This is a genomic window from Allobosea sp. P4_E12, from assembly GCF_056401655.1.
Window position 1 is genome coordinate 37,822 of the sequence record NZ_JBFUIY010000033.1, and the last position, 25,953, is coordinate 63,774.

General features: G+C 64.9%; 29 protein-coding genes. 17 read left to right on the forward strand and 12 right to left on the reverse strand.

The window, feature by feature from the left end:
- The first annotated feature begins 138 nt into the window (after positions 1-138).
- Positions 139-1,113, forward strand: coding sequence for a PhzF family phenazine biosynthesis protein (locus tag AC1DW9_RS29295; protein WP_476776719.1), 975 nt, complete (start codon positions 139-141; stop codon positions 1,111-1,113).
- Between the two features lie 40 nt (positions 1,114-1,153).
- On the opposite strand, the gene AC1DW9_RS29300 is transcribed toward AC1DW9_RS29295, so the two are convergent.
- Genes AC1DW9_RS29300 through AC1DW9_RS29310 form a run of 3 tightly spaced genes read right to left on the reverse strand, consistent with a single transcriptional unit; the run spans position 1,154 to position 4,246 of the window.
- A complete protein-coding gene (locus AC1DW9_RS29300; RefSeq protein ID WP_476776720.1) occupies positions 1,154-2,707 on the reverse strand; it encodes a DHA2 family efflux MFS transporter permease subunit in 1,554 nt (517 codons plus the stop codon).
- The gene (locus tag AC1DW9_RS29305) at positions 2,691-3,197 is read right to left on the reverse strand and encodes an isoprenylcysteine carboxyl methyltransferase family protein (protein ID WP_476776721.1); all 507 of its coding nucleotides are present in this window, start codon (positions 3,195-3,197) and stop codon (positions 2,691-2,693) included. Before AC1DW9_RS29305 ends, AC1DW9_RS29300 begins: the two co-directional genes overlap by 17 nt.
- Positions 3,194-4,246, reverse strand: a complete 1,053-nt coding sequence (locus AC1DW9_RS29310; RefSeq protein ID WP_476776722.1) for a type III polyketide synthase — start codon at positions 4,244-4,246, stop codon at positions 3,194-3,196. Before AC1DW9_RS29310 ends, AC1DW9_RS29305 begins: the two co-directional genes overlap by 4 nt.
- Before the next feature lie 297 nt (positions 4,247-4,543).
- Between AC1DW9_RS29310 and AC1DW9_RS29315 the strand changes: the two genes are divergently transcribed.
- Both AC1DW9_RS29315 and AC1DW9_RS29320 read left to right on the forward strand, forming a co-directional pair.
- Positions 4,544-4,777 carry a type II toxin-antitoxin system Phd/YefM family antitoxin gene (locus AC1DW9_RS29315; protein ID WP_476769268.1) on the forward strand — a complete coding sequence of 78 codons (234 nt, stop codon included), beginning with the start codon at positions 4,544-4,546 and terminating at the stop codon, positions 4,775-4,777.
- Positions 4,774-5,166: a type II toxin-antitoxin system VapC family toxin gene (locus AC1DW9_RS29320; protein WP_476776723.1), complete on the forward strand. Its 393-nt coding sequence runs from the start codon at positions 4,774-4,776 to the stop codon at positions 5,164-5,166. Before AC1DW9_RS29315 ends, AC1DW9_RS29320 begins: the two co-directional genes overlap by 4 nt.
- 331 nt (positions 5,167-5,497) lie before the next feature.
- On the opposite strand, the gene AC1DW9_RS29325 is transcribed toward AC1DW9_RS29320, so the two are convergent.
- The gene (locus tag AC1DW9_RS29325; protein ID WP_441507619.1) at positions 5,498-6,484 is read right to left on the reverse strand and encodes an aldo/keto reductase; all 987 of its coding nucleotides are present in this window, start codon (positions 6,482-6,484) and stop codon (positions 5,498-5,500) included.
- A 236-nt stretch (positions 6,485-6,720) separates the two neighbouring features.
- Here AC1DW9_RS29325 and AC1DW9_RS29330 point away from each other — a divergent pair, with 236 nt between their 5' ends.
- Positions 6,721-7,614, forward strand: coding sequence for a LysR family transcriptional regulator (locus AC1DW9_RS29330; RefSeq protein WP_441507556.1), 894 nt, complete (start codon positions 6,721-6,723; stop codon positions 7,612-7,614).
- Between the two features lie 600 nt (positions 7,615-8,214).
- Here the strand turns inward: AC1DW9_RS29330 and AC1DW9_RS29335 are convergent.
- A complete protein-coding gene (locus tag AC1DW9_RS29335; RefSeq protein WP_476776724.1) occupies positions 8,215-9,765 on the reverse strand; it encodes an MFS transporter in 1,551 nt (516 codons plus the stop codon).
- A 180-nt stretch (positions 9,766-9,945) separates the two neighbouring features.
- Between AC1DW9_RS29335 and AC1DW9_RS29340 the strand changes: the two genes are divergently transcribed.
- Positions 9,946-10,866, forward strand: coding sequence for a LysR family transcriptional regulator (locus AC1DW9_RS29340; protein WP_476776725.1), 921 nt, complete (start codon positions 9,946-9,948; stop codon positions 10,864-10,866).
- Here AC1DW9_RS29340 and AC1DW9_RS29345 read toward each other — a convergent pair.
- The 5 genes from AC1DW9_RS29345 to AC1DW9_RS29365 all read right to left on the reverse strand — a co-directional run bounded on the left by AC1DW9_RS29345 (position 10,860) and on the right by AC1DW9_RS29365 (position 14,108).
- Positions 10,860-11,237, reverse strand: a complete 378-nt coding sequence (locus AC1DW9_RS29345) for a hypothetical protein (protein ID WP_441507553.1) — start codon at positions 11,235-11,237, stop codon at positions 10,860-10,862. The two genes, AC1DW9_RS29340 and AC1DW9_RS29345, sit on opposite strands and share 7 nt — an antisense overlap.
- 138 nt (positions 11,238-11,375) lie before the next feature.
- Complete coding sequence (locus tag AC1DW9_RS29350) at positions 11,376-11,801, reverse strand: GNAT family N-acetyltransferase (RefSeq protein ID WP_441493394.1); 426 nt, start codon at positions 11,799-11,801, stop codon at positions 11,376-11,378.
- Positions 11,802-12,173: 372 nt separating this feature from the next.
- A complete protein-coding gene (locus AC1DW9_RS29355; protein WP_476776726.1) occupies positions 12,174-12,842 on the reverse strand; it encodes a hypothetical protein in 669 nt (222 codons plus the stop codon).
- Between the two features lie 320 nt (positions 12,843-13,162).
- On the reverse strand, positions 13,163-13,381 hold the full coding sequence (locus AC1DW9_RS29360; protein WP_441493396.1) for a hypothetical protein: 219 nt from the start codon (positions 13,379-13,381) through the stop codon (positions 13,163-13,165).
- A 139-nt stretch (positions 13,382-13,520) separates the two neighbouring features.
- A complete protein-coding gene (locus tag AC1DW9_RS29365; RefSeq protein ID WP_441493397.1) occupies positions 13,521-14,108 on the reverse strand; it encodes a Chromate resistance protein ChrB in 588 nt (195 codons plus the stop codon).
- 133 nt (positions 14,109-14,241) lie between these two features.
- Between AC1DW9_RS29365 and AC1DW9_RS29370 the strand changes: the two genes are divergently transcribed.
- Together AC1DW9_RS29370 and AC1DW9_RS29375 are read left to right on the forward strand one after the other, a co-directional pair.
- Positions 14,242-15,018, forward strand: a complete 777-nt coding sequence (locus tag AC1DW9_RS29370; protein WP_476776727.1) for a COG4280 domain-containing protein — start codon at positions 14,242-14,244, stop codon at positions 15,016-15,018.
- Positions 15,015-15,221 carry a hypothetical protein gene (locus AC1DW9_RS29375; protein WP_476776728.1) on the forward strand — a complete coding sequence of 69 codons (207 nt, stop codon included), beginning with the start codon at positions 15,015-15,017 and terminating at the stop codon, positions 15,219-15,221. The genes AC1DW9_RS29370 and AC1DW9_RS29375 overlap by 4 nt, the downstream gene beginning before the upstream one ends.
- 893 nt (positions 15,222-16,114) lie before the next feature.
- Here AC1DW9_RS29375 and AC1DW9_RS29380 read toward each other — a convergent pair.
- Entirely contained in the window at positions 16,115-17,167 is a 1,053-nt protein-coding gene (locus tag AC1DW9_RS29380) for a LacI family DNA-binding transcriptional regulator (RefSeq protein WP_476770766.1), read from the reverse strand.
- A gap of 148 nt (positions 17,168-17,315) precedes the next feature.
- Here AC1DW9_RS29380 and AC1DW9_RS29385 point away from each other — a divergent pair, with 148 nt between their 5' ends.
- The 8 genes from AC1DW9_RS29385 to AC1DW9_RS29420 all read left to right on the forward strand — a co-directional run bounded on the left by AC1DW9_RS29385 (position 17,316) and on the right by AC1DW9_RS29420 (position 23,096).
- Positions 17,316-18,617, forward strand: a complete 1,302-nt coding sequence (locus AC1DW9_RS29385) for an extracellular solute-binding protein (RefSeq protein WP_162768114.1) — start codon at positions 17,316-17,318, stop codon at positions 18,615-18,617.
- A gap of 6 nt (positions 18,618-18,623) precedes the next feature.
- On the forward strand, positions 18,624-19,574 hold the full coding sequence (locus AC1DW9_RS29390) for a carbohydrate ABC transporter permease (RefSeq protein WP_476770767.1): 951 nt from the start codon (positions 18,624-18,626) through the stop codon (positions 19,572-19,574).
- Positions 19,575-19,656: 82 nt separating this feature from the next.
- The gene (locus AC1DW9_RS29395) at positions 19,657-20,430 is read left to right on the forward strand and encodes a carbohydrate ABC transporter permease (protein WP_476776736.1); all 774 of its coding nucleotides are present in this window, start codon (positions 19,657-19,659) and stop codon (positions 20,428-20,430) included.
- 7 nt (positions 20,431-20,437) lie between these two features.
- Entirely contained in the window at positions 20,438-21,622 is a 1,185-nt protein-coding gene (locus tag AC1DW9_RS29400) for an aminotransferase class V-fold PLP-dependent enzyme (protein ID WP_476776729.1), read from the forward strand.
- A gap of 426 nt (positions 21,623-22,048) precedes the next feature.
- Positions 22,049-22,312 (forward strand): DUF1488 family protein, encoded by a 264-nt coding sequence (locus AC1DW9_RS29405; protein ID WP_476771024.1) that lies wholly within the window; start codon positions 22,049-22,051, stop codon positions 22,310-22,312.
- A 27-nt stretch (positions 22,313-22,339) separates the two neighbouring features.
- Positions 22,340-22,552 carry a hypothetical protein gene (locus AC1DW9_RS29410; protein WP_441493407.1) on the forward strand — a complete coding sequence of 71 codons (213 nt, stop codon included), beginning with the start codon at positions 22,340-22,342 and terminating at the stop codon, positions 22,550-22,552.
- Between the two features lie 13 nt (positions 22,553-22,565).
- Positions 22,566-22,796, forward strand: coding sequence for a hypothetical protein (locus AC1DW9_RS29415; RefSeq protein ID WP_441493408.1), 231 nt, complete (start codon positions 22,566-22,568; stop codon positions 22,794-22,796).
- A gap of 36 nt (positions 22,797-22,832) precedes the next feature.
- Entirely contained in the window at positions 22,833-23,096 is a 264-nt protein-coding gene (locus AC1DW9_RS29420; RefSeq protein ID WP_476776730.1) for a hypothetical protein, read from the forward strand.
- Between the two features lie 28 nt (positions 23,097-23,124).
- Here AC1DW9_RS29420 and AC1DW9_RS29425 read toward each other — a convergent pair whose 3' ends face one another.
- Positions 23,125-24,021 carry a DMT family transporter gene (locus tag AC1DW9_RS29425; RefSeq protein ID WP_441507544.1) on the reverse strand — a complete coding sequence of 299 codons (897 nt, stop codon included), beginning with the start codon at positions 24,019-24,021 and terminating at the stop codon, positions 23,125-23,127.
- A 166-nt stretch (positions 24,022-24,187) separates the two neighbouring features.
- On the opposite strand from AC1DW9_RS29425, the gene AC1DW9_RS29430 reads away from it, so the two are divergent.
- Both AC1DW9_RS29430 and AC1DW9_RS29435 read left to right on the forward strand, forming a co-directional pair.
- A complete protein-coding gene (locus AC1DW9_RS29430; RefSeq protein ID WP_441493416.1) occupies positions 24,188-24,649 on the forward strand; it encodes an Lrp/AsnC ligand binding domain-containing protein in 462 nt (153 codons plus the stop codon).
- 344 nt (positions 24,650-24,993) lie between these two features.
- On the forward strand, positions 24,994-25,920 hold the full coding sequence (locus AC1DW9_RS29435; protein ID WP_441507543.1) for an alpha/beta hydrolase: 927 nt from the start codon (positions 24,994-24,996) through the stop codon (positions 25,918-25,920).
- Positions 25,921-25,953 lie beyond the last annotated feature (33 nt).

Here is a 25,953-nt window from a genome sequence, read left to right on the forward strand (position 1 = left end):
GAAATATCCGCAAATATTGGCGCCAATCTGCGTCACAGCCCAATGGCGCGAGCAACCGGCAAGGCCCGCCATCCCTGGTGCGCCTGCGGATGTCCTGTCGAAATGAAGTCGGAGGGGGATGTGCACTTTCGAGGGGCAATGACCGAGCCGGCGGTGACCGCCAGGCGCCCGAGTTCGGGCCTCGCCAGTGCCCTGTCGATCGGCTATCCCAGTCCTGCCGTCTCGATGCGAGGACATGCCATGGCCCGGGCCTACAAGGTCGTCGATGCGTTTTCCGCCAAGCCGCTGCTCGGCAATCCGGTGGCGGTCATTCTCGACGGTGCGGGCCTCAGCGACGCTGCGATGCAGGCGATCGCGCAGTGGACCAATCTGTCCGAGACCACCTTCGTGCTGCCGCCGACACGCGGAGATGCCGATTACCGGCTGCGGATTTTTACGCCCGGAAGCGAGCTGCCCTTTGCCGGTCACCCGACGCTCGGCAGCGCGCATGCGGTCATCGAGGCCGGGCTGGTTGCCCCGCGCGGCGGCAGGCTGGTGCAGGAATGCGGGGTCGGCCTCGTCGCGATCACGGTCGAAGGGGAGGGCGCGGCGCGCCGGCTGATCCTTGCGCTGCCGCCGGCGACCGTCACAACCCTGCCGACGGCTGAACTCGTCGAGCTGGAGGCAATCCTCGGCCATGAGATCGTCCGCGAGGCGAGCCCGGCCATCGTCAATGTCGGGGCGGTCTGGCTCATTGCCGAGATCGCCGGCGCAGAGGCGCTGCTGGCGCTGAAACCCGATTTTGCGCGCTCGGCTGCCTTCGAGCGCCGCCTGGGCGTCACCGGCATCACGGTCTTCGCCAGGCGCGAGGGCAGCGGGCCGGAGATCGAGGTCCGGTCCTTCGCGCCCTCCTGCGGCGTGAACGAGGACCCGGTCTGCGGCAGCGGCAATGGCAGCGTCGCGGTGTTCCGGGCCGCGCGCGGGCTCTTGCCCGCTGGGGGCACGCGCTACGAGGCGGCCCAGGGCCGCTGCGTCGGGCGCGACGGCACGATCGCCATCTCGGTGGATGCCGACGGCAAGGTCCAGGTCGGCGGAGCCTGCGTCACCACCGTCAACGGCTCGCTTCTGCTCTGAGGGCTTTTGCTATGAGGGCTTTCGCTCGCTGTCGCATCGCCTAAGCCCGGACGCCGATCGGCACCTTCCTGGCGAAGGGAACGAACGCCATGGCTGCGATCGTGAGGACGGCAACCAGTCCCCAGGCCTCGTTGATCGACAGGACCAGGGCTGCCTTCTCGGCCAGTGGCTGAAGCAGCGCCTGGGTCTGGGCGTCGAGCGGCCCGGGCGGCCGCATCGCCATGAGTTCGAGGGGCACACCGATGAACTTCGCCGTCTCGACATCGCCTCTTTGCAGCCGCTCCATGATCGCCGTGCCGTGCACGGGCGAGCGGCTGTAGATCACGGTGTCGATCAGGGCGAGACCGATCGCACCGCCCAGGTTTCGCATCAGGTTGAACAGGCCGCTGGCGTCGGGAACGCGCATCGGGGGAAGCTGTCCCAATGCCAGACGCGTTGGTGGCAGAAGGCAAAACATGATGGCCAGGCCACGGACCACCTGCGGCCAGAACATCGCGTCATAGTCGGTCTGCGGGGTCTGAAAGGCACTCAGTCCCAGGCCGAGGGCGAAGAGGGTAAAGCCGATGCCGGTCAACAAGCGGACATCGACACGACGCTCCAGAGCGACGGCGGCCGGCGCGATGGCAAGTTGGGCGGCGCCGGTCACCAGCATGATCTCACCGATCTCGAGCGCATTGTGATCGCGCACGAAGGCCAGGAAGACCGGCATCAAATAGACAGATCCAAACAGCCCGATGCCGAGAACGAAGCTGAGGATGCTGCCGATCATGAAATTCCGGTCCGCAAAGCTTCTCAGTTCGACGATCGGAGCATCGGCTTGCAAAGTCCGCCTGATGAAGCCGAGACCGCTCGCCAGGCTCAGCGCGATCAGCCCCAGGATCAGGCCCGAGATCCAGCCGTGCTGAGGTGCCTCCTTCAATGCGATCTCGATCGCTGCCAGCGCGATCGCCATCAGCACCAGGGACAGGGCATCGAGCTTGCGCGCTTCGATGAGACTCGGCTTGTCACGTGGCAGGAGAAAAGCGGCAAGTGCTGCCGAGACGATGCCGGGAATGACATTGATCAAAAACAGCCAATGCCAGGAATAGGTCTGCGTGATCCACCCGCCGACGATCGGCCCGACCGTTGGCGCGAGCACGGCAAAGACGCCAGCCAACGTCGTGGCGATGGCCTGCCTGCTCGGCGGGAAGAGCAGAAAGACAGCCGAAAAAACCGCGGGAATCAGGGTGCCGCCTGAAAACCCCTGGAGGACGCGCCAGGCGACCAGGGCGGTGAACGACTGGCTTGCCGCACAGCCGATGGAGGCCGCGGTAAAGACGGCGAGCGCCACGACGAACAGCCAGCGCATCGAGAGAACGCGCGTCAGGAAACCCGTCAGCGGAATCGCGATGACCTCGGCGATGAGATAGGCGGTCTGGACCCAGCTCATCTGGTCGGGCGGAATGTCCAGTGCGCTCTGGATCGTCGGCAGGGACGTGACGACGACCTGCACGTCGAGGATCGCCATGAACATGCCGATGCACATGGCGGCAAAGCCGATCCATGTCGCAGCGGTGACGCGCCTTTCGCCGATCGCATCAGCCGGTGGCGGCATGGCGAGCCTCTTCAAGCGCAGCATTCTCGGCGCGGATGCGGATCGTCAGGATGAGGCCGTTGGCGATCGAAAAGGCAAGCGCGAACCATGGCAGGCCAAGGCACAGCGGCAGGACAGCGATCTCGCCAATGACGACGATGTAGTTCGGGTGCGACACGAACCGATAAGGGCCCCGTGCCACGAGCCTCTCGCCGGGTGCGACGATGATGCGGGTCGTCCAACGCCGGCCGAGCGTCATCAGAACCCAAAGGCGCAGCCCTTGAAGCAGGAGGAAAGCCGCGAGCCAGCCGAGATGGAGCGCTTGTGCCCAACCGAGCAGCCAAAGTCCGATCAGCCAGGCTGCGTGCAGCAGGACGATCAGCGGATAGTGGCCGGCAGCCTTCTCCACGGCGCCTTTGGCGAGCAAGGCAGACGTGTTTCTATGCGCGAGCCAGAGTTCTCCGATCCGCTCGGCCGTCACCAGGGCCAGCAAGACGATGGCCGGTGTCATGTCCCTTGCCGCAGCGAGGCGCAGCTCACGGTGAAGCCCGGCCCCATCGCCATCAGCAACGTGCGCGAGGGCAGGCCTGCCGCGATCGCACGCTGGAGGACGAAGAGGGCGGTCGGAGCTGACATGTTGCCATAGTCGGACAGGACGACGCGTTCATGGTCGAGCGCGCCTTGCGCGAGTGAAAACGCGCTTTCCAGGGCCTCGATCACCTTCTTCCCGCCGGGATGACAGGCAAACAGATCGATGTCGGACAACGACAGCCCTTCACGCTCCAGGATCCCTGCAATGGCTGGATTGATCCGCTCCTCCGCGAAGGGCGGGATCGCCCGGTCGAAGATCACGCCAAAGCCCTGGGGATCGACCGTCCAGCCCATGATATCCAGCGTATCGGGCCACATGTGCTGCCCGGTCATCTCGACCGTGGCGATGCCGTCCGGCCCTGCTTTCAGGATGCAGGCTGCTGCGCCATCGCCGAACAAGGCGGTCGCAACGATGTTGGCCTTCGTCAGAACATCGAGTCGGAAAGCCAGCGTGCAGATTTCGACAGCCACGAGCAGGATTGTCGAACCCGGGCGGGACGCGGCCAGGCGAGAGGCGATCGAGAAACCCGATACGCCGCCGGCACATCCCAGGCCGAACACCGGGACACGTTCGACGTCGCTTCTGAAGCCAAGTCTTTCGGCGACACGGGCATCGAGGCTCGGAGTCGCTATGCCCGTCGACGAGACCGTCACGATCGTGTCGATCTCGGACGCCTGTAGCCTGGCGGCGCCCAGCGCCTGCGTCGTTGCATCCACGAACAGGTCGCACGCGCCAGCGACATAGGCGCCGCTGCGCTCGGGCCATCCCAATGGCTGCAGATACCACTCGATCGGCCGGACGGCATAGCGGCGGCTGATGCCCGAATTTTCGAAGACGCGCGCAAGTTGCTCGAAATCGGGATAGCGGCCGGCAAAGCTCCCATGGGCGGCTGCCGCCACATCGCGCTGGCGAAACTCATGGGGCGGAACAGCCGTCGCGACGGAAACGAGCTTGACCGGGTGAGCCATAGCCACTTCCAGGCATGGCGCGCGGCGCCGCCCGATGCGGGCGGACCTGCAACGCCATGCCGACTATGCTTCAGCGAGCCCGCAAGTTCCAGAGGCAGGCTTGCGTATTACGCCGCGTGCGTCGCCATGCGACGAAGGCACGAGACGGTGGATCGTTGGACTGGCCTTTCAGCCTTGCCTCTCGGAACATTGTGCACGCTGAGAGACGCGTGCACCCGACGCTGAAACAGCCAGGAAAGCGGCATCGCTCTTGCTCAGTGCGGGCCCTTAGCTATATTTTTAGCTAAGGAGATGCTCATGGCCCAGTTCTCGGTTCACGAGGCCAAGACCAACCTGTCCAAACTGATCGCTGACGCCCTGGAGGGTGCAGATGTGGTCATTGCCCGAGGCAACGTGCCTGTGGTGCGCCTGGTGCCGGTCAGACCACGCGGCAAGCGGCGCTTTGGGGTACTCAAGGGAAAGATCGCCGTCGATGCGCGCTTCGACGAGCCGCTGCCCGAGAATGAACTCGGCGGCTGGAATCTCACGTGAGGCTGCTGCTCGATACCCATGCTCTGATCTGGTGGCTGGCAGGTGACGAGGCGCTGAGCCCCCGTGCCCGAGAGGCTATTGGGGACGAGGGCAACAGCATCGCCGTCAGCGCCGCCTCGGCCATGGAGGTCGCCACCAAGTTCCGCATTGGCAAGTGCCCCCGCGCGGCGCTGCTCGCGCAGGACTTCGAGGCGATCATCGCAGATCAGGGCTTTGCCGAGCTGGCGGTCACCGTCCACCACGCTGCGGGCCGGCGAGATGAACATTGCGCACAAGGATCCGTTCGACCGCCTCCTCATTGCCCAGGCTCAATCCGAGGACATGGTGCTGATTTCGAACGAAGCATTGTTCGACAGCTTCGCAATCAAACGCCTTTGGTAGCGGGTTAGCAGACATGCCCGGGGTCGGGGGTGGGGCGTTCCGGAACTGGTGGCGGCCCGCCAGCAACGTCTGAGATGGGTGGCGAGCCGAAGTTGGCGCCTTGTCCGAAACCGGTCATAGGGCTCCAGACAATGATGCGCTCCCAATCTCGATGCTGAGGGCGCGTTTTCACAACCTCAAGCCAAACGAAAAATGGGCCGCCCCCGGCAGCCCGTTTCCGTATAAAGTCGAGGAGGCTCAGCCCTTGTCGACGACTTTCTTCACGGCGTCCCTACGCTGCCAAGCGCCTGCTGGGCTTCGCCCTTGCGGCCCCTGGACGGCGCCCCCAGGCAGGAACGACTACACCGAATAGTCGATCGAGAGCATGTGGTCCTTGCCCATGCGGTCGCCATAGACCGGGAACTTGGTCAGAGACGTGTCGATCGCATGAACGTCGGCGGTGCTGAGCTGCACGCGGCCCGCCCCCAGATTTTCCAGCAGATGGGTTTTGCTGCGCGTGCCCGGGATCGGGACGATATTCGGGCTCTTCGCCATAAGCCAGGCGAGCGCGATTTGTGACGGCGTCGCGCCCTTCTTGGCTGCGTAGTCCTTCAGCCACTCGACGATCGGCATGTTGAGGGGCATGAACTCCTTCGAGAACCGTGGGAAGCCCGCACGGAAGTCCGTCTTCTCGTCGTACGTCGTGCTCGGATCGTACTTGCCGGTCAGGAAGCCCATCGCCACGGGCGACCACGGCACAAGGCCGATACCCAGCTCGTTGCAGGTGTCGAGGATGCCGTTCAGCTCTACGTTGCGGGTCCACATCGAATATTCGTTCTGAACAGCCGTGACCGGCTGCACGGCATGCGCGCGGCGGATGGTTTTCGCGCTTGGCTCCGAAAGGCCGAAGCCCAACACCTTGCCCTGCTTGATGAGGTCCTGCACGGCGCCGGCGACGTCCTCGATCGGCACCGCGGGATCGACGCGGTGCTGGTAGTACAGATCGATGTGATCGGTCCGAAGACGCTTCAGGGACTCCTCGACAACGCGCTTGATGCGCTCCGGCCGGCTATCGAGCGCAACGGTCCCATTGATTGCGAAGCCGAATTTGGTCGCGATCTTGACCTTGTCCCGGAACGGCTGGAGCGCCTCGCCGACGAGCTCCTCATTGATGTAGGGGCCGTACACCTCAGCCGTGTCGAAAAATGTCACGCCATTCTCGAACGCTGTGCGGATGGTCTTGATGCCTTGGTCCTTGGGGACGGGCCCGTTGTAATTGCCGCTCTGGTTCATGCAGCCGAAGCCAAGCTCCGAGACTTCCAAATTGGCGAGCTTGCGGGTCTTCATCGTGATCATCCTTGGGGGCTGGACCGTCTGAGCACTGGCATTCGACCAGGTGGCGATCTGTGCGGCAGCGGCTCCGGCGAGGAAGGTGCGGCGGCTGAGAGGGGTGTATTCGGCCATTGGTCGTCCTCTGGCTTGCGGGGCGGCATCAGCCGCCGTGTCGATGGCCATACGTAGCCCAGGCGGCGCCTTTCGATTAGGCTGCACACTTCGCTTGGGTCTATCGAAGATGTGCATCAATGAAGCGCGATGAACTGAACGACCTTGCGGCTTTCCTGGCCGTGGCGGAGGCGGGAAGCTTCACGCGAGCGGCGGCCAAGCTCGACATGTCGCAGTCGGCCCTGAGCCACGCCATCCAGCAGTTGGAAGAGAGGTTGGGCATCCGGTTGCTGGCGCGAACGACGCGCAGCGTCTCGCCGACGGAAGCCGGGCGGCGCCTGATGCGGACGTTGAAGCCCGCGTTGACGGACATTTATGCCGAGATCGCGGGCTTGAGCGAACTGCGCGACAAGCCCGCCGGAACGCTGCGCATCACCACGGTGAAGCATGCGGCCGTATCGGTTCTTTTGCCGAAGCTCCGCACTTTCATGGCCGAGCATCCCGATATTGCGATCGAAATATCGGCAGACGAGGCCTTGATGGACATCGTCGCCGGGAATTTTGATGCTGGCGTGCGTCTGGGAGAGCGGCTTGAGAACGACATGATCGCGGTCCGGATTGGACCCGAGATGCGCTCGGCGATCGTTGGATCGCCAGCCTACTTCGCAAGACACCCTGTCCCGGTCTCGCCGCACGATCTGACGCAGCACAACTGCATCAACTACCGCCAGACGGGCTCCGGTGGCCTTTATGCCTGGGAATTCGAGAAGGACGGGCAGGAGCTGTCCGTGCGCGTGGCGGGCTCGCTTGTGTTCAGCGATGCCGACCTCATTCTACAGGCAGCGCTCGACGGACATGGGCTGGCCACGACCTTTGAAACGCAAGCCGAGGGCCACGTCGCTTCCGGCCGACTCATGCGTGTCCTGAAGGATTGGTGCGCGCCCTATCCAGGGTTCTTCCTCTACTATCCAAGCCGGCGACAAACACCGCCTGCCATGGCAGCTCTAATCGAAGCGCTGCGCTATCGCACTTGAGTTCGTCCAACTGAGCCTTCCGACTGCCGTTGGCAGCGTCACGAAAGGGAGCCAGCGGGCCCCGCCGTCTATCGTTGAGCGGATCTGCCGCAAAGCGGACGTCCCGGACGTCGACAATGGGTTCGATTTCGGAAGTGGCGGCGGCCCGCCAGCAACGTCTGAGATGGGAGGGAGGCTGCCATCGACGATCAGAGAAGCGGCTCGCCGTCCTTTGGAAGCCGTAGCGGGAGCTGGCGCACCGTCATAGTGCACACGACCATGTTGGCCGTTCCGACGCTGAGGGTAGGCTTGGCGATCCGCTCACGTTCGGCGGCCGTGTTGTCGATCTCGTGGCATGCAGGCAGGCATCGCACGCTGTGCCCTCGAACGGCAGGGACACGCGCTCTGCCCGGTTTATTGCATCGGCCCGAAAAGTGGATTGCGGCTTTCGGGGCAAAACCGATGCAAACACATAGGGTTAGATCATCGGACCGGATACGATTTCCGGTCCGATGATCTGGCGCCGCTACCGGATGAGCGACCTCGCTGCCGGCTGGATCCCGACATGCCTTGACGCCCATGCCCCGCCGCCGATGCCTGACCTCGACCGGGTGAGCCCGATCAGGCTTCCGAGGTGCGCAGACGCTCTTCTGCCTCCGCCGCCGGCTCGGCCCTTTGCTCCGTGCCGCGCCCGAGGAAGGCGAAGACGACGATCGCGGTGACGACCGTGATGGCGCAGAGCATCACGAGCAATGTCGCGAAGGCGTCGCCATAGCTCTGGACGAGCGCGGTCCGGCTCATCTGCGGCAAGGCGGCCACGGCGCTCGCGATGTCGCCGGTGACGAGCCGTTGGGCGGCCGGACCCGCATGCGCTGCGGTCGCGCCAGCCGCAAGATGGCCGGCCGTCAGGGCAGACAATACGGCGCTGACCACGGCGAGCGCCACGCCTTCGCCGGCCACGCGCGTGGTGCTGAAGATGCCGGTCGCCATGCCGGCGCGCTCCTTGGGCACGACGCTGACTGCAAGCCCGTCCATCAGCCCCCAGGGCAGGCTGATGCCGATGCCGATCAGCGCCATCGGCAAGGCGATGCCCATCGTCTCGCCGCCGAGCGGAACGCGGCTCAGCCAGAACAGGCCGGCCGCGCAGATCAGCAAGCCTGCGCCGCAGATCGTCGCCGGCGCGAACCAGCGCGTCAGCAGGCCAGCCGCGATCGGCAGGACCAGCAGCGGCGCAGACAGTGCGATCATCAGCCGGCCGGCGGCGATCTCGCTCAGGCCCTCGATACCGATGAAGCGCACGGGCAGCAGGATCAGCAGCACGACGAAGGCATAGGCCGGCGCGGCGGCCAGCAACTGCACCCCGACGAACCGCGGGTAGCGGAACAGGGTGAGGTCGAGCATCGGCCGAGCGACACGGCCCTCGATCACGACGAAGGCGATGAAGAGCAGGACGGAGCCCGCCAGCAGGCTCATCACGGTGGGCTCGGACCAGCCGCGCTCCGGCGCCAGCAGGACACCATAGGTGAAGAGCGCCAGGGCCAGCGTGAAGCTGGCGGCGCCGGGCCAGTCGAGCCCGGCGGCGTCGGGATCGCGCGATTCCCGCAGGACGCGCGCGCCCAGCGCCAAAGCGAGCACCGCCAGTACGATCACGATCCCAAAAATGCTGCGCCAGCCGAAAGCGTCGATCATCAGGCCCGAAGCGATCGGCCCGAAGGCAAGGCCGACGCCGAAGCTCGTGCCGACGATGCTGAAGGCGCGGATGCGCGACGCGCCATCGAATTCCTGTGCGAGCGCCGCCATGCCGCCGGAAAAGGCGGCTGCCGCCGCGACGCCCTGGGCCGCGCGGCCCAGATCGAACCACAGGATATCGGGTGCAACGGCCAGCGCCATGGAGAGCACCGCGAACGCGCCGACGCCGATGAGGAAGACGCGCTTGCGGCCATAGGCATCGGCCAGTCCGCCCGCTGCCATCAGGCTCGATCCGAAGGTCAGCATGAAGGCGTTGGTGACCCAGTTGAGCGCGATCGGGCTGCCGCCCAAAGCCTTGCCGATGGCAGGAAGCGCCACGGCCGGCCCGGTAAAGGTCAGCGGCATCGCGGCCGCGGCGAGGCAGACGGAGAGGAGCACGAGCGCCTGCTCGGCCGTGCGCGGCCGCGTGGTGGTTTGCGTCATGGATTGAATGCCCTGTTCGATGGCGGCGGAGCTGCGACCCAGCCGGGGCTCGCCTTTCCCGGGAAAGCTCGCCTTTCCCGAGAAACAGGATAATCTCGATGGAATACCTGCCAAGGCGCCGCACATTCCGATCTTGGCGGAATTAAACGCTCGAATGCTCGTGTCTCGGGAGAGCCAGGAATGGATTCGCTGAGCGGCCTGATGGCCTTTGTCCGGACCGCCGATCTCGGCAGCTTCGTCATGGCCGGGCGCGTGCTCGGACTGTCTGCGTCGGCGGTTGGCAAGGCCGTGACCAGGCTCGAACAGCAGCTCGGCATCCGGCTGTTCCAGCGCTCCACCCGCAGCCTGCGGCTGACCGAGGAGGGGCGGGCCTTCCACGAGCGCTGCCGGCGCATCCTCGACGATCTCGACGATGCCCGCGCCATGCTCGCCCGCACGATGGACGTGCCGCGCGGGCGCCTGCGCGTCAGCACGCCGATCGTCAGCTACCACCTGCTATTGCCGGTCCTGCCGGAGTTCATGGCGCGCTATCCCGAGATCGAGGTCGATCTCGATTTCAACGACCGCCTCGTCGATCTGATCGACGAGGGCGTCGATGTCGCGATCCGCAGCGGCGAACTCCCGGATTCGCGCCTGATGGCGCGGACCCTGCGCCCATTCCAGATGCTGCTCTGCGCCGCACCGTCCTATCTGGAACGCCACGGCAAGCCGGAATGCCCGCGCGACCTCGACGGGCATCTCGGCATCCGCTTCCGCTATCCCAACAGCGGCAAGATCCAGGCCTGGCCGCTGACGCTCGTGGCCGGCGAACCGGAACTGCGCACGCGCACGGTCCTGACCTGCAACAATATGGAGGCGCTGCGCGGCGCCACGGTCGCCGGTCTCGGTATCGGCTGCATGCCGGATTTCCTGGTGCGCGATCCGCTCGGGAAGGGCGAGCTGCTCACCCTGCTCGATGACCGGATCGATGCTCCCGGCCATTTCAGCCTGATCTGGCCCTCCAACCGCAACCTCTCGCCGAAGGTCCGGGTCTTCGTCGATTTTATCGGGGAGCGCCTGTTTTCAACCCGCTGCGAGGCGTTTCCCCAGCCCTCTCAGTGAGGCGATGGCCGCTTGTCCAGCAAGGCGCGAAGCCCGCGCACGGTGGTCTCGTCGAAGTTGATATCGATATCGACGCCGGAGCGGGTTTTCGTCCTCAGGATCAAGGTTCCATCATCGGCCATCACGAAACTGGTCTGTTCGGCGAGCACGGCGTTGACGACGTCGGCATTCGACGGGGAGCCGCGCATCTCGGCGGCGTGCATGGCTGCCGCTTCGAACCGCGACAGGAAATCCCCCTCGAGCAGCCGCGGAATGTGAAGGATGAAGCGGCGTCCATTGCTGTCCGTCAGATCGAGGCAGCTGGTCTGCCCGCTCGTGGAGGCGCCGTGGCCATTGACCTGGCTCAAGAGGATCGTGGCGGGCTCTGTCATTCCCTGCATTCCCTGGATTTGCTGATCTCAGGGGCCTCCTTAGCCGTTTCACGTCGAAGTCGGAACTCGGGGCGAGCCGGCCCTCGTCGATGTCGGGGCGGTTCGGCCTGGCGCCCGGTCTGATTGCGGGGGGGTGCGCTAGGGATCGAGCCGATAGACCTTGCAGATGACACCCTCTTGCGTGCGGTAGGTCCGAAAGCCCATCGCCTCGTAATAGGCCAGGCCCATCGCGTTGCCCTCGCCGATGGTCGCATCGATATTCTGCAGGCCAAAGGCTCTGGCGGCTTGCACTGTGGCTTGAAACAGCGCCGAGCCGACGCCTTGGCGAGCGGCGTGGGGGCTGACATGGGTTCCGATGATCCCCCAGCCTTCGGCTACCCCGTAGGGATTGTCGGCCGAGGCATGGCGCAGAGACTGGAACCCGAGAATCCGCCCCAGTTCGCCCTCCGCAACCGAGCATTCGATGCGCTGCTCCTGCTCGATATAGTGAGCCAGGACCCATTGGGGATCACCAGCGCTCTTGCGCAGGCCCGCAGTGAAGATCTCGTCCAGGGCGCTGCTCATACCTTGCGCATCAGCGGATGTGGCCGGTCTGACTTTCATGCTGACCTTACTCTCGTGGGGCGTGCGGGACTGTATTGGACGATCGGCCGTCAAGGCAAAGTCGGAACCCTGCCGAGGTCTTCACCCGTGACGTCACGGTGTTCTGAACGGGAAGCTAAAGACGGCCAGACACGACCTTGCCGTCGTCACGTTTCGCCGCCACGATCCTGCGGATCAGACAAGTGTCCGCAGATCCCGGTGCGCGAGGGCAAGGATCAACCGCTTATGTCATCGGACCGGAAACCCTATCCGCTCCCATGATCTAACCCTTTGTGTTTGCGTCGGCTTTGCCCCGAAAACCGCAATCCACTTTTCGGGCCGAAGCTTTAAGCCCTATGGGCGTTTCCAGATCGCGAGATCGCCCACCGTCCGGAACCCGGCCTCCAGTGCGGCTGCCAGTGCGTCGCCGCTCTCGTAGCCCACCAGGTCGCGACCGGGGATCGTCATTGTCGTGGCGCTGATCACCTCCGAGGTGTCGCCGAAGACGTTGCTGAGACCGGCCACGGCGCCCGTCTCCGTGACGATGCACCCGGCCACGATCGCGCCATCCGCCCGCCCGGCCAGCATCGTGATCCCGGGCGTCGTCAGGAATGCCGGCAGGAAAAGCGGCGGCTCACCTGCACGTCCACTCCAGGCCGCCTCCCATGCGCCCAGCTCCTCGGCGTCCATGATCGCGCGCCAACTGAGCCGCGTTCGTCCCGCGGCCAGGCCGGCGGGCCGATGAATCCAGCGAGCATCGAACAGCGGCTCGAAGCCGAGACCGTCCAGCGCGAGCGCCCGGTAACTGTCCTTGACGAAGAAGGCCTCAGACGCCCGCGCTGTCCGTTTTGCGATGGCGTGCAGCTGAACCTGAGGATCGATTTTTGGGTCGACCGTGACGAGATGGGGGTAGAAGCGCGGCGGCGTTCCCGAGCACGCGGCGCAACCGTCGGCACGCTCCACGCCAAGGCCGTGCGCGCGCCACATGGCGGTGCACAGCGCGGCGTTGTCGAGCGCCGCCATGCGATGAAACTCCGAAACCACCATGCTGTCTGCCTGCGTCCGACGGCAGGATCGGATCGCTCCTGCAGATTAGCCATGCCGTAACAGGACAGGGCCTGGCTTTCCATCCAGCTCGAACGTGGTCGGGAGCGTCTGGTCTGTTCCGTGCGGGTCCGCCATAGGCTGCCGGGGGCCGGGCCGACGCTCCTGGAACGGCCGCGAGCCGCGGACACCATCCACCAGATCATCGGACCGGATATCGTATCCGGTTCGATGATCTAAGTCTTTGTGTTGAATAGGCTTTGCCCCGAAAGCCGCAATCCACTTTTCGGGCCGATGCTTCAGAACAGCCGCTCGCTCATCTCACGCAGCTTCTCGGCCTCGGAGCGGAAGGTTCGATATTCATGGCGTCCGGTAACGGGGTGGCGCCGATGCCAGAGCGTCTCCAGCCAGAACGGCCCGGTGTCGTCGCTCGGGAAGACGGGCCGCCACGCATACCATCCGCTCCAGAGGCAGTCTGAAGCCGGGATCGGGCCGGCATGGCGCGGGGCGGCCGTCATGATGCTTCTCCGCTAGAGAGTTGGTGAAAATGGAATCCCCTGCAATGCCTTATCGCCTTGTCTTCACGTGATTTCGTACGCCGGACCGCTCCGCCTGCCGGAATGGCTCTGTCTTCACGCAATTCCGGACGCAAAACCGCTACGCAGTTTTGCTGGAATTGCTCTGCTCCTTCGACGCCTCGGGAGACATGTTCTCCTCCTGCGCCGAAAAGACATTATGCGCGTAAGCGTCGAGAATAGCTTCCGACTTGATCAGGCGGCCCGCCGCCTCTTCGGCGCGATCGGCCTTGTAGAAATCGAGCTTCTGGATCTTGGCGATCCAGGTCTTGAACTTGGTCAGTTCCTGCTCGTTCTCCTCGAGCTCAGCGAAGGTGAAGTGCTTGACGCGGGTCTCTTCTGCAATCTCCTCCTCGAAGGCGATGCACTTCTCGATGAACTCCTTGTACTCGTCGTCGCGGTCGGCATTGAACCGGGCGATGATCTTGTCCTGCTGCTTCTGGTCCAGGCCGACCGTCGCCAGCAGCAGCGCTTCGCCCTCGGCCTCGGCGATCTCGTTCTCCAGCATCTTGAGGCGCCGCAGATGGTCATCGGTCTTGGGCAGCACGCAGACGCCGCCCTGCAGATAGACCGCGCCCATCCCCTTCAGCTTGCGCCAGATCGAGACCCGCTTCCGCGCCGGCTCGGCGGGGACCTTGTAGGTCAGCAGCAACCATTCCAATGCAGACATCGAACCTCTCGGAACCTATTGAATGTTACGGTCGTTACAATCATACTGAACGGAATATCGCGTATCTATCATACCACGGTCGCGCACGAAGATCTCATCCTGCTGCGCGGCCTGCGAAACGAAAGCGACAGCCATGATCTCATGGGCAACAGCCGCCCCCGCCATTTCCGCGACGTTCCTCGCCTCGCTCGTCGAGGTGGTCGAAGCCTTCACCATCGTGCTTGCGGTCGCAACGGTGCAGGGCTGGCGACCGGCCCTGACGGGGACAGTGGCAGGGCTCGGGGTTCTCGGCCTTCTCGTCCTGGCGCTCGGGCCCGTGATCGACCGCATCCCGCTCCAGGGGCTTCAACTCGTCATCGGCGTGCTGTTGCTGCTCTTCGGCCTGCGCTGGCTGCGCAAGGCGATCCTTCGGGCCGCGGGCATCATCGCCTTGCATGACGAGGAGCTCGCCTTCGCCAGGGAGACGGCGAGCCTGACCGAGGCAGCGCGCCGGGACGCGACGCAGCGCAACTGGATCGCGGGTCTCGCCGCCTTCAAGGCGGTGGTGCTGGAGGGCGTCGAGGTCGTGTTCATCGTCATCGCCGTCGGCGCCGGGCGCGGGCTGCTCTGGCCGGCGGCGCTGGGGGCGGTCGCGGCCTGCCTCCTTGTCCTGATCATCGGTTTCGCCGTTCACAAGCCGCTGTCGCGCGTGCCCGAGAACACCCTCAAATTCGGCGTCGGCGTGATGCTGTCGGCCTTCGGCGTCTACTGGACCGGGGAGGGGCTCGGCGTCGCCTGGCCCGGGCATGATCTGGCGATCCCGGCTCTTGCCGCCGTGTTCCTGGCGGTCGGGCTCAGCCTGGTCCCGGTCGCCCGTCGTCCCCGGACAATCGAGCCCCAGAAAATCGAACCCCAGGAGATGACCCGATGAACCTGCTGCGTCTGATATTTCGCGAACTCGTCGCCCTGTTCGTCGATGACGAGAAGCTGGCGCTGGCCATCCTGGCCGTGGTCGGGGCGTGCGGGCTGCTTGTCCGCTACCAGCAGGGCGCCTCCATCACGGTCGGCTTGTTGCTGCTCTTCGGCTGCATCGGCGTCCTGTTCGCCAGCGTCGTCCAGGGCGCGAGGCGCTAGCTCGACCAGTATCGGGTGCAGGACGCTGGTGGACGCGCGCATCTCGAATAGTGGATCCCGGCAGCGGACATGAACGCCTTCAACGACGCCATCGTCGGCAAGATCGAGATCATTCGGGAGTACCGCTAAGGGTTGGCTTTGCCCGTGATGGTGTTCAGCGCGATCGTCCCTGCCGTGGCCAGTAATCAAATCGCCTTTGATCTCCGGCGGCAATCGCGGGCGTATTCGCGGCGCATTTCCTTCAATTGCTCCCGATCGAGCCGAGACGTGTGTCCTGGCTTGGTAGCCTTGCGGGCTTCCTCGCGACACGCCTCGCGAGCGCTATCGCCGCTCTGCCTGGCTTGCGTCGGCAATGCGAAGACAGCCAAAACTGCGACGGAAAGCGCAAGGTGGAAATGCATGTCAGGCTCCTTTTGCGGAGGCAAAATTCGCTGCAGTTGACGCTATTGGAGATTGGCGCGGCCTCTGGTTGGCTGAGCACTAAAAGTGCCCCAGCAGTCACGGGAAGCAAAAGTAAGCAATTCACATTGAACGGCGTCAAGGGGCAGTAGCTCCTCCTTCGTCAGGCGCCGCATCATGTCGGCCGTGTCGGCATAGTGGACGCCATCGCGGATGCGACCTTCGAACTGATCCCCGTCGCGTAGCGCCACGAAAGGCTGAAAATCCTCTTCCTTGCCGTCGGCGACATCTGCGATCTCGTCACCCCTGCAGAATGCCGAAACCTCTTCAGCCCCGCCGGATATGCGTCTAATTGATCGTCCGGCGCTCCAGGGCAGGCGGGCGAAGCCCGAAGGGCTCCATCGCGACGGTCGCTCAGGTGGCCCGCGCTGGATCCGATGGTGGGCCCGGCGCCCGGGAACAAGCCGCCTCGCGCTCGATCTGCGCTCCCCGGGCTAGCCGCGTCCGTTCGGCTTGCGCGGCATGGCTGGCGCGGTCGACTGCCTGACGATCAGCTCCGGCGGGAAGATCCGGCTTTGGACGGGCTGCGCTTGTCCCATCGCATCGAGGAGGCAGTCGATCGCCGCATGTGCCATTGCCGAGAGCGGCTGCCTGACGCTGGTCATCGGCGGGTTCATCAGCCGGGCCAGGAACAGGTCGTCGATGCCGACCAGCGAGATGTCGTCGGGAATCACCAGGCCCTGTTCGCGCAAGCCCGCCGCGAGGCCGATCGCCAGCAGGTCGTTCATCGCGATCACGCCGGTCGGGCGCTGCTGCAGTCTTGCGATGGCGAGTCCGGCATCGATCCCGAGTTCCGCGATCATGTCGTCGCCATACTCGTTCGGCGGCAGCGAAATCTCATGGACAGACCCGTCCAGGCCATGTCTCTGCGCTGCCGTCCTGAAGCCGTTCAGACGCGCCGCGCGCGCCGCCGTTTGAAGCGGTCCCGTGACATAGGCGATATGCCGATGTCCGAGGCCAACCAGATGATCCACCGCGAGCGTCGTGGCCAGCGCGTTGTCCGTCGACACGACGGTAATGCCCTGAGCTGCCGACAAGGCGGCATTGCCCTCGAAAGCGACGATGGCGAGCCCCTTGGCGGCAAGGCCGGAGAGATGCCGGGGGTTCAGCAGGGACGAACCGGTGATGATGCCGCGAACGCCGAAAGCCGCCAGTTCCTCGGCAAACTCGGTCTCCCGGTGCGGGTCCCGGTACGTGTTGCAAAGGATCACCTGATGCCCCCGCGCCTGGGCGGCATGCTGGATGGCGGTGGCGATTTCGCCGAAGAACGGGTTTGCGACCGAGGGCACCAGAAGCCCGATCACGGCCGAGTGCCCGGTCTTCAGCTGACGCGCGGCCGAACTCGGCTTGTATCCGAGTTCCGCGACGGCGCTGCGGATGCGCTCAAGCGTGGCGGGGGTCATCTTCGCATGGCGATCGTTCAGGAAATTCGAGACACTTGAAGCCGAGACGCCGGCTATCCGCGCCACATCGAGAATGGTCGCCACCCCTTGGTTTCTCCCCTTTTTGGTGTTGGTGCATCGTTGCACCGATGCTGGAACCGTGCAACAAATCGCGACAACAACTGTGCGGCCCTCTCGTGGACGAACGAGAATCAAGGGCCGAAGCAGGGTAGCAAGGGAGAGCGAAATGGGCATGAAGGCATCACGGCGTGATGTGTTGCGTTTCGGGGCGCTGATCGCGTCGCCGGCCATTCTGAAGCTGACTGGCGCAGGCGCGCTGTCCTCGCCGGCCGCTGCCGCGGAGCCGGGCCGCCTGCGTATCGCCTGGTGGGGCGGAACCGACCGGGCGCGCCGGACGCAGGCCGCGATCGATGCCTTCAAGCTCGGGCGTTCCGGGCTCGAGATTGCCCCTGAGACCGTGGGTTGGGATGCCTATTGGACCAAGCTGGCAACCCAGGTCGCCGGCGGCAATGCGCCCGACATCATTCAGATGGACTACCGCTACCTGCCTGAATATGCGCGTCGCGGCGCGCTGCGGGCGCTCGACGATCTCGTCCCTTCGGTCATCGACCCCAGCGACTATGTCCCCTCGGTGCTCGAGGCCGGCAAGATCGACGGCAAGCTCTATGGCATCCCCATGGGCATGAACAGCGACGTCCTGCTCTATGACAAGACGATGCTGGAGAAGCTCGGCCTTGCCGCGCCAAACCCGGAGATGAGCTGGGCCGAATTCGCGACGCTCGGCGAGAACATCACCAAGAAGGCGAACCGGCGCGGCTATTTCGGTTCGGCCGATCCCAGCGTGATGGAGCCCGAGCTCGAATACTGGGTGCTGACGCGCGGCCGCACGCTCTATGACAAGGACGGTCGTCTTGGCTTCACCCGCGACGATGCCGAGTCCTGGCTGGCGCTCTGTGCCGAGATGCGGGGCAGGGGCGCCATCGTTCCCGCCGATCTCGCAGCGACCGACAAGATCACCATCGACAGCGACCTGCTGACGACGGGCCGCGCCGCGATCACCTTCACCAACAGCAACCAGATCGTCGGCTACCAGGCCGTCAGCAAGAGCAAGGTCGGGATGGCCTTCCATCCCAAGGGCGAGAAGCCGGGCGAGTATCTCAAGCCCTCGATGATGCTCTGCGTCTCGGCGACGGCCGCCGATCCCAAGACCGCAGCAGCCCTGATCGACTTCATGGTGCTGAAGCCCGAAGGCGCCAAGCTGCTCGGCGTCGAGCGCGGCGTCTCGCCCTCGGAGAAGATCCGCGCCCTGCTGGCGCCGGAACTCGACGAGGGCGGGCAGATGCAGGTCGAGCATCTCTCGCAGCTGAGCAAGCGCGGACCGGCGCCGCTCCCGCCGGCGCCGCCGAAGGGCGCGGCCGAAGTCACCGCCCTGATCCGCCAGGCGGCCGAGAAGGTCGGGTTCAAGCAGCTCACGCCGCAACAGGCGGCCGAGCAGCTCGTCTCCGAGGCCGAGCGCATTCTCTCGAAAGCCTGATCACCCATGGCTCACAGTGCCAGTCTCGCCGCCTCAACGCCGGGCCCTGTCGCCCGGCGTCGCTGGGACGGCGTCAGGAATGCCTTGCCCGGCTATCTCTTCCTCGCGCCGTGGCTCGCGGGCTTCGTGCTGTTCACGCTCGGCCCGACGCTCGTCTCGCTCTATCTGTCCTTCACCGACTTCGACCTGCTGCGCGCGCCGCAATGGGTTGGAGCGGCGAATTATCAGCGGATGTTCTCGTCCGACCCGAAATTCTGGGCGTCGGTCAGCGTGACATTGACCTATGTCGTGCTCTCGGTGCCGCTGAAGCTCGCCTTCGCGCTGGCCGTCGCGATGGTCCTCGATCGTGGCATCAGGGGCCTCAGCATCTATCGCGCGATCTTCTACCTGCCGTCCCTGCTCGGGGGCAGCGTCGCGGTCGCGATCCTGTGGAAGCAGGTCTTCGGCTATGAGGGCCTCGTCAACGAATTCCTCTGGTTCGCCTTCGGCATCAACGGACCGAGCTGGATCTCGAATCCGGCAACCTCGCTCTACACGCTGGTCCTCCTCAGCGTCTGGCAGTTCGGCTCGCCGATGATCATCTTCCTCGCCGGCTTGCGCCAGATTCCGCGTGATCTCTACGAGGCAGCCAGCATCGATGGCGCGACGCGGCGTCAGCAGCTCACCCGCATCACCTTGCCGCTGCTCGCCCCCGTGATCTTCTTCAACTTGGTCCTGCAGACGATCGAGGCGTTCAAGGCGTTCACGCCGGCCTTCATCATCAGCGGCGGCACCGGCGGCCCGGTCGACTCGACGCTGTTCTACACCCTCTATCTCTATCAGCAGGGTTTTGCCTATTTCCGCATGGGCTATGCCTCGGCCCTGGCCTGGGTCCTGTTGCTGACGATCGCCGCCTTCACGGCGCTCACCTTCTTCTCGCAACGCTTCTGGGTCTATTATGAAGACGAACAGCGCTGACGGCCGCCTCGCGCCGGAGGCGATCGACCGGTCGTGGCGGGCGCTCCCCAAGCATATCGCGCTCGCGCTTGCCTCGCTGGCGATGCTCTATCCCTTGCTCTGGATGTTGAGCAGTTCCTTCAAGCCGGAAGACGAGATCTTCAGCGATCTCTCGCTCTGGCCGAAGGCGGTCACCCTGGCGAGCTATGTCGAGGGTTGGTACGGTCTCGGCATCAATTTCGGCCGGTTCTTCCTGAATTCGCTGATCGTCTCGGGGCTGGCCGTCATCGGCAACCTGGCGGCCTGTTCGCTCGCCGCTTTCGCCTTCGCGCGGCTTGAGTTTCCGCTGCGGAAATTCTGGTTCGCGGCGATGCTGGGCACGCTGATGCTGCCCTATCACGTCACCCTGATCCCGCAATATGTCCTGTTCCAGAAGCTTGGCTGGCTGAACACGTTCTGGCCGCTGGTCGTGCCGAAATTCATGGCGGTCGACGCCTTCTTCATCTTCCTGATGGTGCAGTTCTTCCGCGGCATCCCAAGGGAACTCGACGAGGCGGCCGTCATCGACGGCTGCGGACCCTGGCGGATCTACTGGAGCATCATGCTGCCCTTGTCGAAGCCGGTCCTGGCGGCGGCCGCGATCTTCTCCTTCATCTGGACCTGGGACGATTTCTTCGGTCCGCTGCTCTATCTCACCGATGTCGCCAATTACACGGTGCCGCTGGCGCTGCGCGGCTTCGTCGATGCGACGAGCCGCTCGTCCTGGGGGCCGCTCTTCGCCATGTCGGTGCTCAGCCTCGTCCCGGTCTTCGCAGCCTTCCTGATGTTCCAGCGCCATATCATCGAGGGTATCGCGGCCTCCGGCCTGAAGCAGTGAGCAAGCGATGAAAGCGACCGCCACCTCCGTCCCGCCCAAGCCTGTCCAGCTCGGATCCTCGATCCGCGGGGAATGGTTGCTCGACTGGAGCAAGCTGACGGTCAATCACGGTGCGTATGGCGCCACGCCCAAAACCGTTCTCGCCGCCCAGGACGCGTGGCGCCGGGAGATGGAGAGCCAGCCTTCGCTCTTCATGCGCTCGGTCCTGCCTCTGGCCCTGCGGCAGGCCGCGGGCGCGCTGGCGGATTTCCTCGGTGCGAAGGGCGAGGACCTCGTCTTCGTCGACAACGCCACGAGCGGCTGCAACGCCGTCCTGCGCTCGCTGGATTTCGCGCCGGGTGACGAGATCCTGATCCTGAGCCACGCCTATGGCGCGGTTCGCAACACGGTCGCCTACCTCGCCGAGCGCAGCGGAGCCCGCATCGTGGAAGCGCCGATTGCGTTTCCGCAGCCTAGCGCCGCGCAGATCGTAGAGGCTGTCGCGGCCGCCATCACGCCACGCACCCGCATCGCGGTGCTCGACCATATCACCTCGTCCAGCGCGCTCCTGCTGCCGATGGCGGAGCTGATTGCGGCCTGTCACGCGGCGGGCGTACCGGTGCTTGTCGATGGAGCCCATGCGCCCGGCCAGATCGCGCTCGATCTCCAGGGCCTCGATGCCGACTGGTATGTCGGCAATTGCCACAAATGGCTGATGGCCCCGAAAGGCTGCGCCTTCCTGTGGACCAGGCCGGACCATCAGGCAGCGATCCATCCGCTGACGATCTCGCATGGTTTCGGTGGCGGCTATCTCGCCGAGTTCGACTGGACGGGCACGCGCGACCCCAGCGCCTTTCTGGCCGTGACGGCCGCGCTCGCCTTTCATCAGGATCTCGGCGGTGCCGCCCTGCGGGCGCGCAATGCCGATCTCGCGGGGCGTGGCGGTGAGATCCTCGCAACAGCGCTCGGTACCGAAGCCGGCTCCGGGCCGGAGCTCGCGCGGGCGATGAGGCTGGTGCGCCTTCCCGTGCGCTTTGAGGCGAGTGCGGAAGCGGCCTTGGCGATCCGGCGGCGCTTCGAGGCCAGGGGCTGCGATGCACCGGTCTCCGCTCTCGCCGGTGGGCTGTGGCTGCGGCTCTCGGCCCAGGCCTATAACGAGGAGGCCGATTACGAGCGGCTTGCCGTGCTCGTGCGCGCCGCACTCGCCGAGTGAAGGAGCAGGCGCGGGGGTATTGGCCTCCACGAGGCGAAAAGGCGGGGCAAGCGGCTCTTGCTTGGGCCGCCTTCAATCCCGTCCCGATTCAGGCGGCCCGCTCGGTGAGGGCAGGGGGATGCGCGGCTCCGGGCCCGGATTATTCTTGCGCCAACCTTACAAAACGTGCTGCGGTTCCCCATGTGCAAAACACGGTCGCCGAGAACGAGCCGCTTTGCGGTTGATCTGTTCCGGCGTGGCCGCATGTGAGAAAATGGCTGGCTTGTCCCTGCAAAGCGAGACCCGTCGCGGCGCCCCTGCGCGTCGCGGGCGGCTGAACGGCCACATTCCTGACCTCCGAAGCCGCACGGTATCCGGGCATTCCAGTTCCCCTGCGGATGGCGCCGCGGGCCGCTTTGCGCCGACGCGACCGGGAGGACACTGGCAATGAGTCTCAACTTTCCCAATCCGATCCGACGCTTCGATGCAGGGCGCTCCTGTGTTAGCTTCTGGGGTTCCGACGCATCGCTGGAGGTCACCTTCCAGGTCGATTTCGCGGCCTTGCATAAGCTCAGCCCGAGTGCGGGCGATGTCGAGGCTGCGGTTCTCGCCGTCTTCGACCAGAACCGTGACACGATCTACCAGGCTGCCCGCTCCGCCTATTCCCGGCATCGCGGCGGCTATCACCGGCTGACGGCGGAGAGCTTTTGACGCCCCCGCCCCAAGGACAATGAAGACATGACCACGACAGCCTACAAGGCAGGGGACCTCCTCAGCCTCACCAACGACATGATCAATCAGCCGCGGCCAGGCCCGTTCGAGGTTCTGCGCGTCATGCCCTCCCGCGACAACGCCGAGGAGCAGTATCGCGTGCGCGGGCCCGATGGCCGCGAGCGCGTGATCGGGCATCACGAGATCGTCGGGAATGGCGGCGCCGCCAGCAAGATCTAGGAGGGGGAAACCGATGACCGATCGTTCAAAGCTCATTGCCAATGCCGATAATGCGTTCCTGAGGACGCAGACCCAGTCATCGGTGCGCAACCGGATCATCTCCGAGGAGGAGAGCGCCATCCAGGCCCGCGAGGCCAAGACCGCGAGGCTGAAGGCTGAGCGGTTGGCCAAGGAGGCGCTGGACCGCGAACTCCTCGCAGCCGAGCCGCCGAAGCCGAAGAAGCGCCGGCCTGCCTCCGCTTGAACGGGCGGTCGGCATCCCGATCAGAGCGAGTGCTTCGTGGACATCACCGTCACCCAGAGCTCCAATGACACCGTCTGGCTGCTGAGCGACCTGCTCGGCCGGCCGATGGGCGAAATCACCGAAAACCCCCCGGGCGAGTTCCGGCTTGTCACCGCGGGCCAGGCGCAGGAGACGATGAAGGCCATGAAGCATGGTCCGTTTCCGAGCCTGGATGCGGCGCTGGCCGAGATCGAGCGCTTCACGCGCAGCGCCTGCCGCCGGGTCTCGGTGAAATCCGGGAATGGCGAAGTCCCGGCGTAAGGCTGCAAGCTCCGGCGCCGGCCCCGGGCTAGGCTCTCCGCAGGATCGGGAAGACCATTCCACATGTGATGAGGGCGATTGCGGCGAGTTGGGGCGGCGTCGGGATTTCGCCTAGCACCACCGCGCCGATCACGACCGTCGCAACCGGAATGCAGGGCATGAAGAGCGAAGCCGGTTGCGGGCCGAGCTGGCGAACCACATAGGTGTAGAGAACGATCGCAGCCGCACCGGCCAGGAAGCCCTGGATCACGAGTTGCGTGGCGATTTCGGCAAGCGGGGCGGCCGCGAACCCACTCGGCGCCAGGGCGTGCAGCAGGGGCATCGGCAGGCAGGAGAGCAGGACGACGGCGATCGTCGCCGTCACCGCATCGACCGACCAGCGCCGGGCCAGCACCGCATAGGCCGAGAACATGATCCCCGATCCGGCAAAGAGCAGATCGCCGCGCCAGGTGTCGCCGGCACTGAGCCCTGCATGGAAAACGAAGAGCAGCAGCCCGGCGATGATCGCGCCGATGCCGATCAGCCGCGCGCCGGACACCGTCTCCCTGAGCGCGATGCGCGAAAGCACCAAGGAGAAGAAGACGATGGAGGCGGGAGAGAGCGCGGCGGCATGGGCGGCCGGCGCCTGGGTCAGCCCCTGATTGATGAGCAGCGGGTAGGGCAGCCCCGCCAACAGCGCCAGCAGCCCGGCTTTCCGCCAGCCCAGCGCCTTCAGCCGTCTGGTGCCGGTCCGCCATAGCACCGGCAGGAAGACGAGACCTGCACCGAGAAAGCGCAGGCCCACGATATCGGCCGCGGTCAGATGCTCGCGCAGGCTGAAGCGGGCGGCGACGAACTGGAGGGTGGTGATCGCAACGAAGGCCGCACCGGCCAGGATCGCCAGCCCTTTGCTGCCGGCACCGTCTCCGAACATCGCATTGCGCAAGCGGGCCTCCGTGACGGCGCGGCCGGTCCGGCGGGCCTGGGCCGCCGACAGCACCGGACTGCAGCAATCACAGCCTATTGCCGGCGTAGGTGCGGATGAATATGCTCATTCCATGAGTTTGGCGTGAGATTCACTCTATCTGTGGTCATCAAGCGTGAAACATGAAATCGCCGATCTCGACGCGATCGACCGCAACTTGCTGCGGCTGCTGCAGGAGGACGGCCGCCGCACCACGCTCGAGCTGGCGAACCGGGTCGGCCTGTCCCCGACCGGGACCAGCCAGCGCGTCAAGCGCCTGTTCCGGGAGGGCTATGTCAGGGCCGTCAGGGCGATCCTCGATCCGCAGAAGGTCGGCCGGGGCACCGTGGTCTTCATCCAGGTCCGCCTCGACCACACGGCTCCGCATATCTTCGAGCGGTTTGCCCAGGCGATCTCGCAGGCATCCGAAGTTCTGGAATGCCACATGGTCATCGGCGGCTTCGACTATCTCGTGAAAGCGCGAATTGCCGACATGTCCCTGTTCCAGGACTTTCTGGAACGGGTGATCCTGCCTCTGCCCGGTGTCAGGGAAACCCATACCTACGCATCGGTGTCTGATGTGAAGCCCGACGCCTTGTTGCCGATCTGAGGTGGCGGAGCGAAGCGTTTAGGTGGCGATTTCAGATTGGTCTTCCGCAGCGATGTCCGGCTTGGTCCTGATCTGCCAGGCACGGGCTATTGCAGGCGACCGCCTGATAAACCGTCAGCTTGGGAAACGAGATCGAAGGGGCAAGGTCGACCCGTTGCGGATTCTGCTCATCTGACCCTGACGTAGCTGAAACAGTCCTGCGGCGGGAACTCGATTCATGTTTTCTTAAATGCGAATCCAATCGCGAGAATCCGAGCCTCATTGTTGCGCGAGCGCGCCACTAACAGTCGGCCAACCTCATAACCCCATGAGCTGAGACCGGTGGTCGCCGGCGGAGACTTCACGTGCAACGACGTTTTCAAAATGCCCTGCTGATTGCCCTTATCGCCGGCTTCGGCGTCTCCAGCGGCGCGATGCACGCCCGGGCCCAATCGACTCCAAAGGTGCAGCCTGGCGAGGGGCGCCCATACGAGATCGCCGGCAGCGAGGTATGGGACGTGCCCGATCCGGTCTCCGGCCGCGACTACCAAGTCTTCGTCGCTTTGCCGCCGTCCTACGCGAAGCAGCCGCAGCGGCGCTACCCCGTGCTTTATGTTACCGACGCCGACTACGCTTTCCCGATCATCCGGCAGATAGGGCGCCGCCTGAACGTCGAGGGGCCCAAGATTGAGGAATTCATCCTTGTCGGCCTGTCTTATGGGAAGGGCGAGGACGGCATGGTCAGCCGCCAGCGTGACTATACTCCGACATCGAACGGTCCAAGCACCGCACCAGCCAACGCCATCCATGGTCAGGCGCGCGCCTATCAGGGATATCTGCGCGATCAGGCAAAGCCATTCATCACCGCTCGCTACCGGGCCGACCCTGCCAGAGCAATCTTTCTCGGCCACTCCTACGGCGCTCTGCTTGGGGCACAGATCCTTTTCACCGAGCCCGGCCTATTCAACGGCTATATCCTCGGCAGCCCGTCTCTCTGGTACGACAAGCGGCATGCCTTGAAGCTCGAAGCGGGCTACGCCACGCGGAATCAGGACCTGGCGGCGAATGTCTATCTTTATGTAGGCGCCTACGAGGCCCAGCAGAAAGGCGATCGGCGCTACAACCAGACGGTAGACATGGTCGCCGACAACCGGGCTCTGGAGACGGCGTTGCTGAGCCGAAAGTATCCGAGCTTGAAGCTGAAATCAGCGGTCCTGAACGACGAGGATCACCTCACCGTCGCGCCGCGCGGCTTCACGCAGGGCCTGAAGTACCTGCTGCCGGTGCGCTGACCAATCGCAGGGAGCTCCAGGTCGGAGACTGTA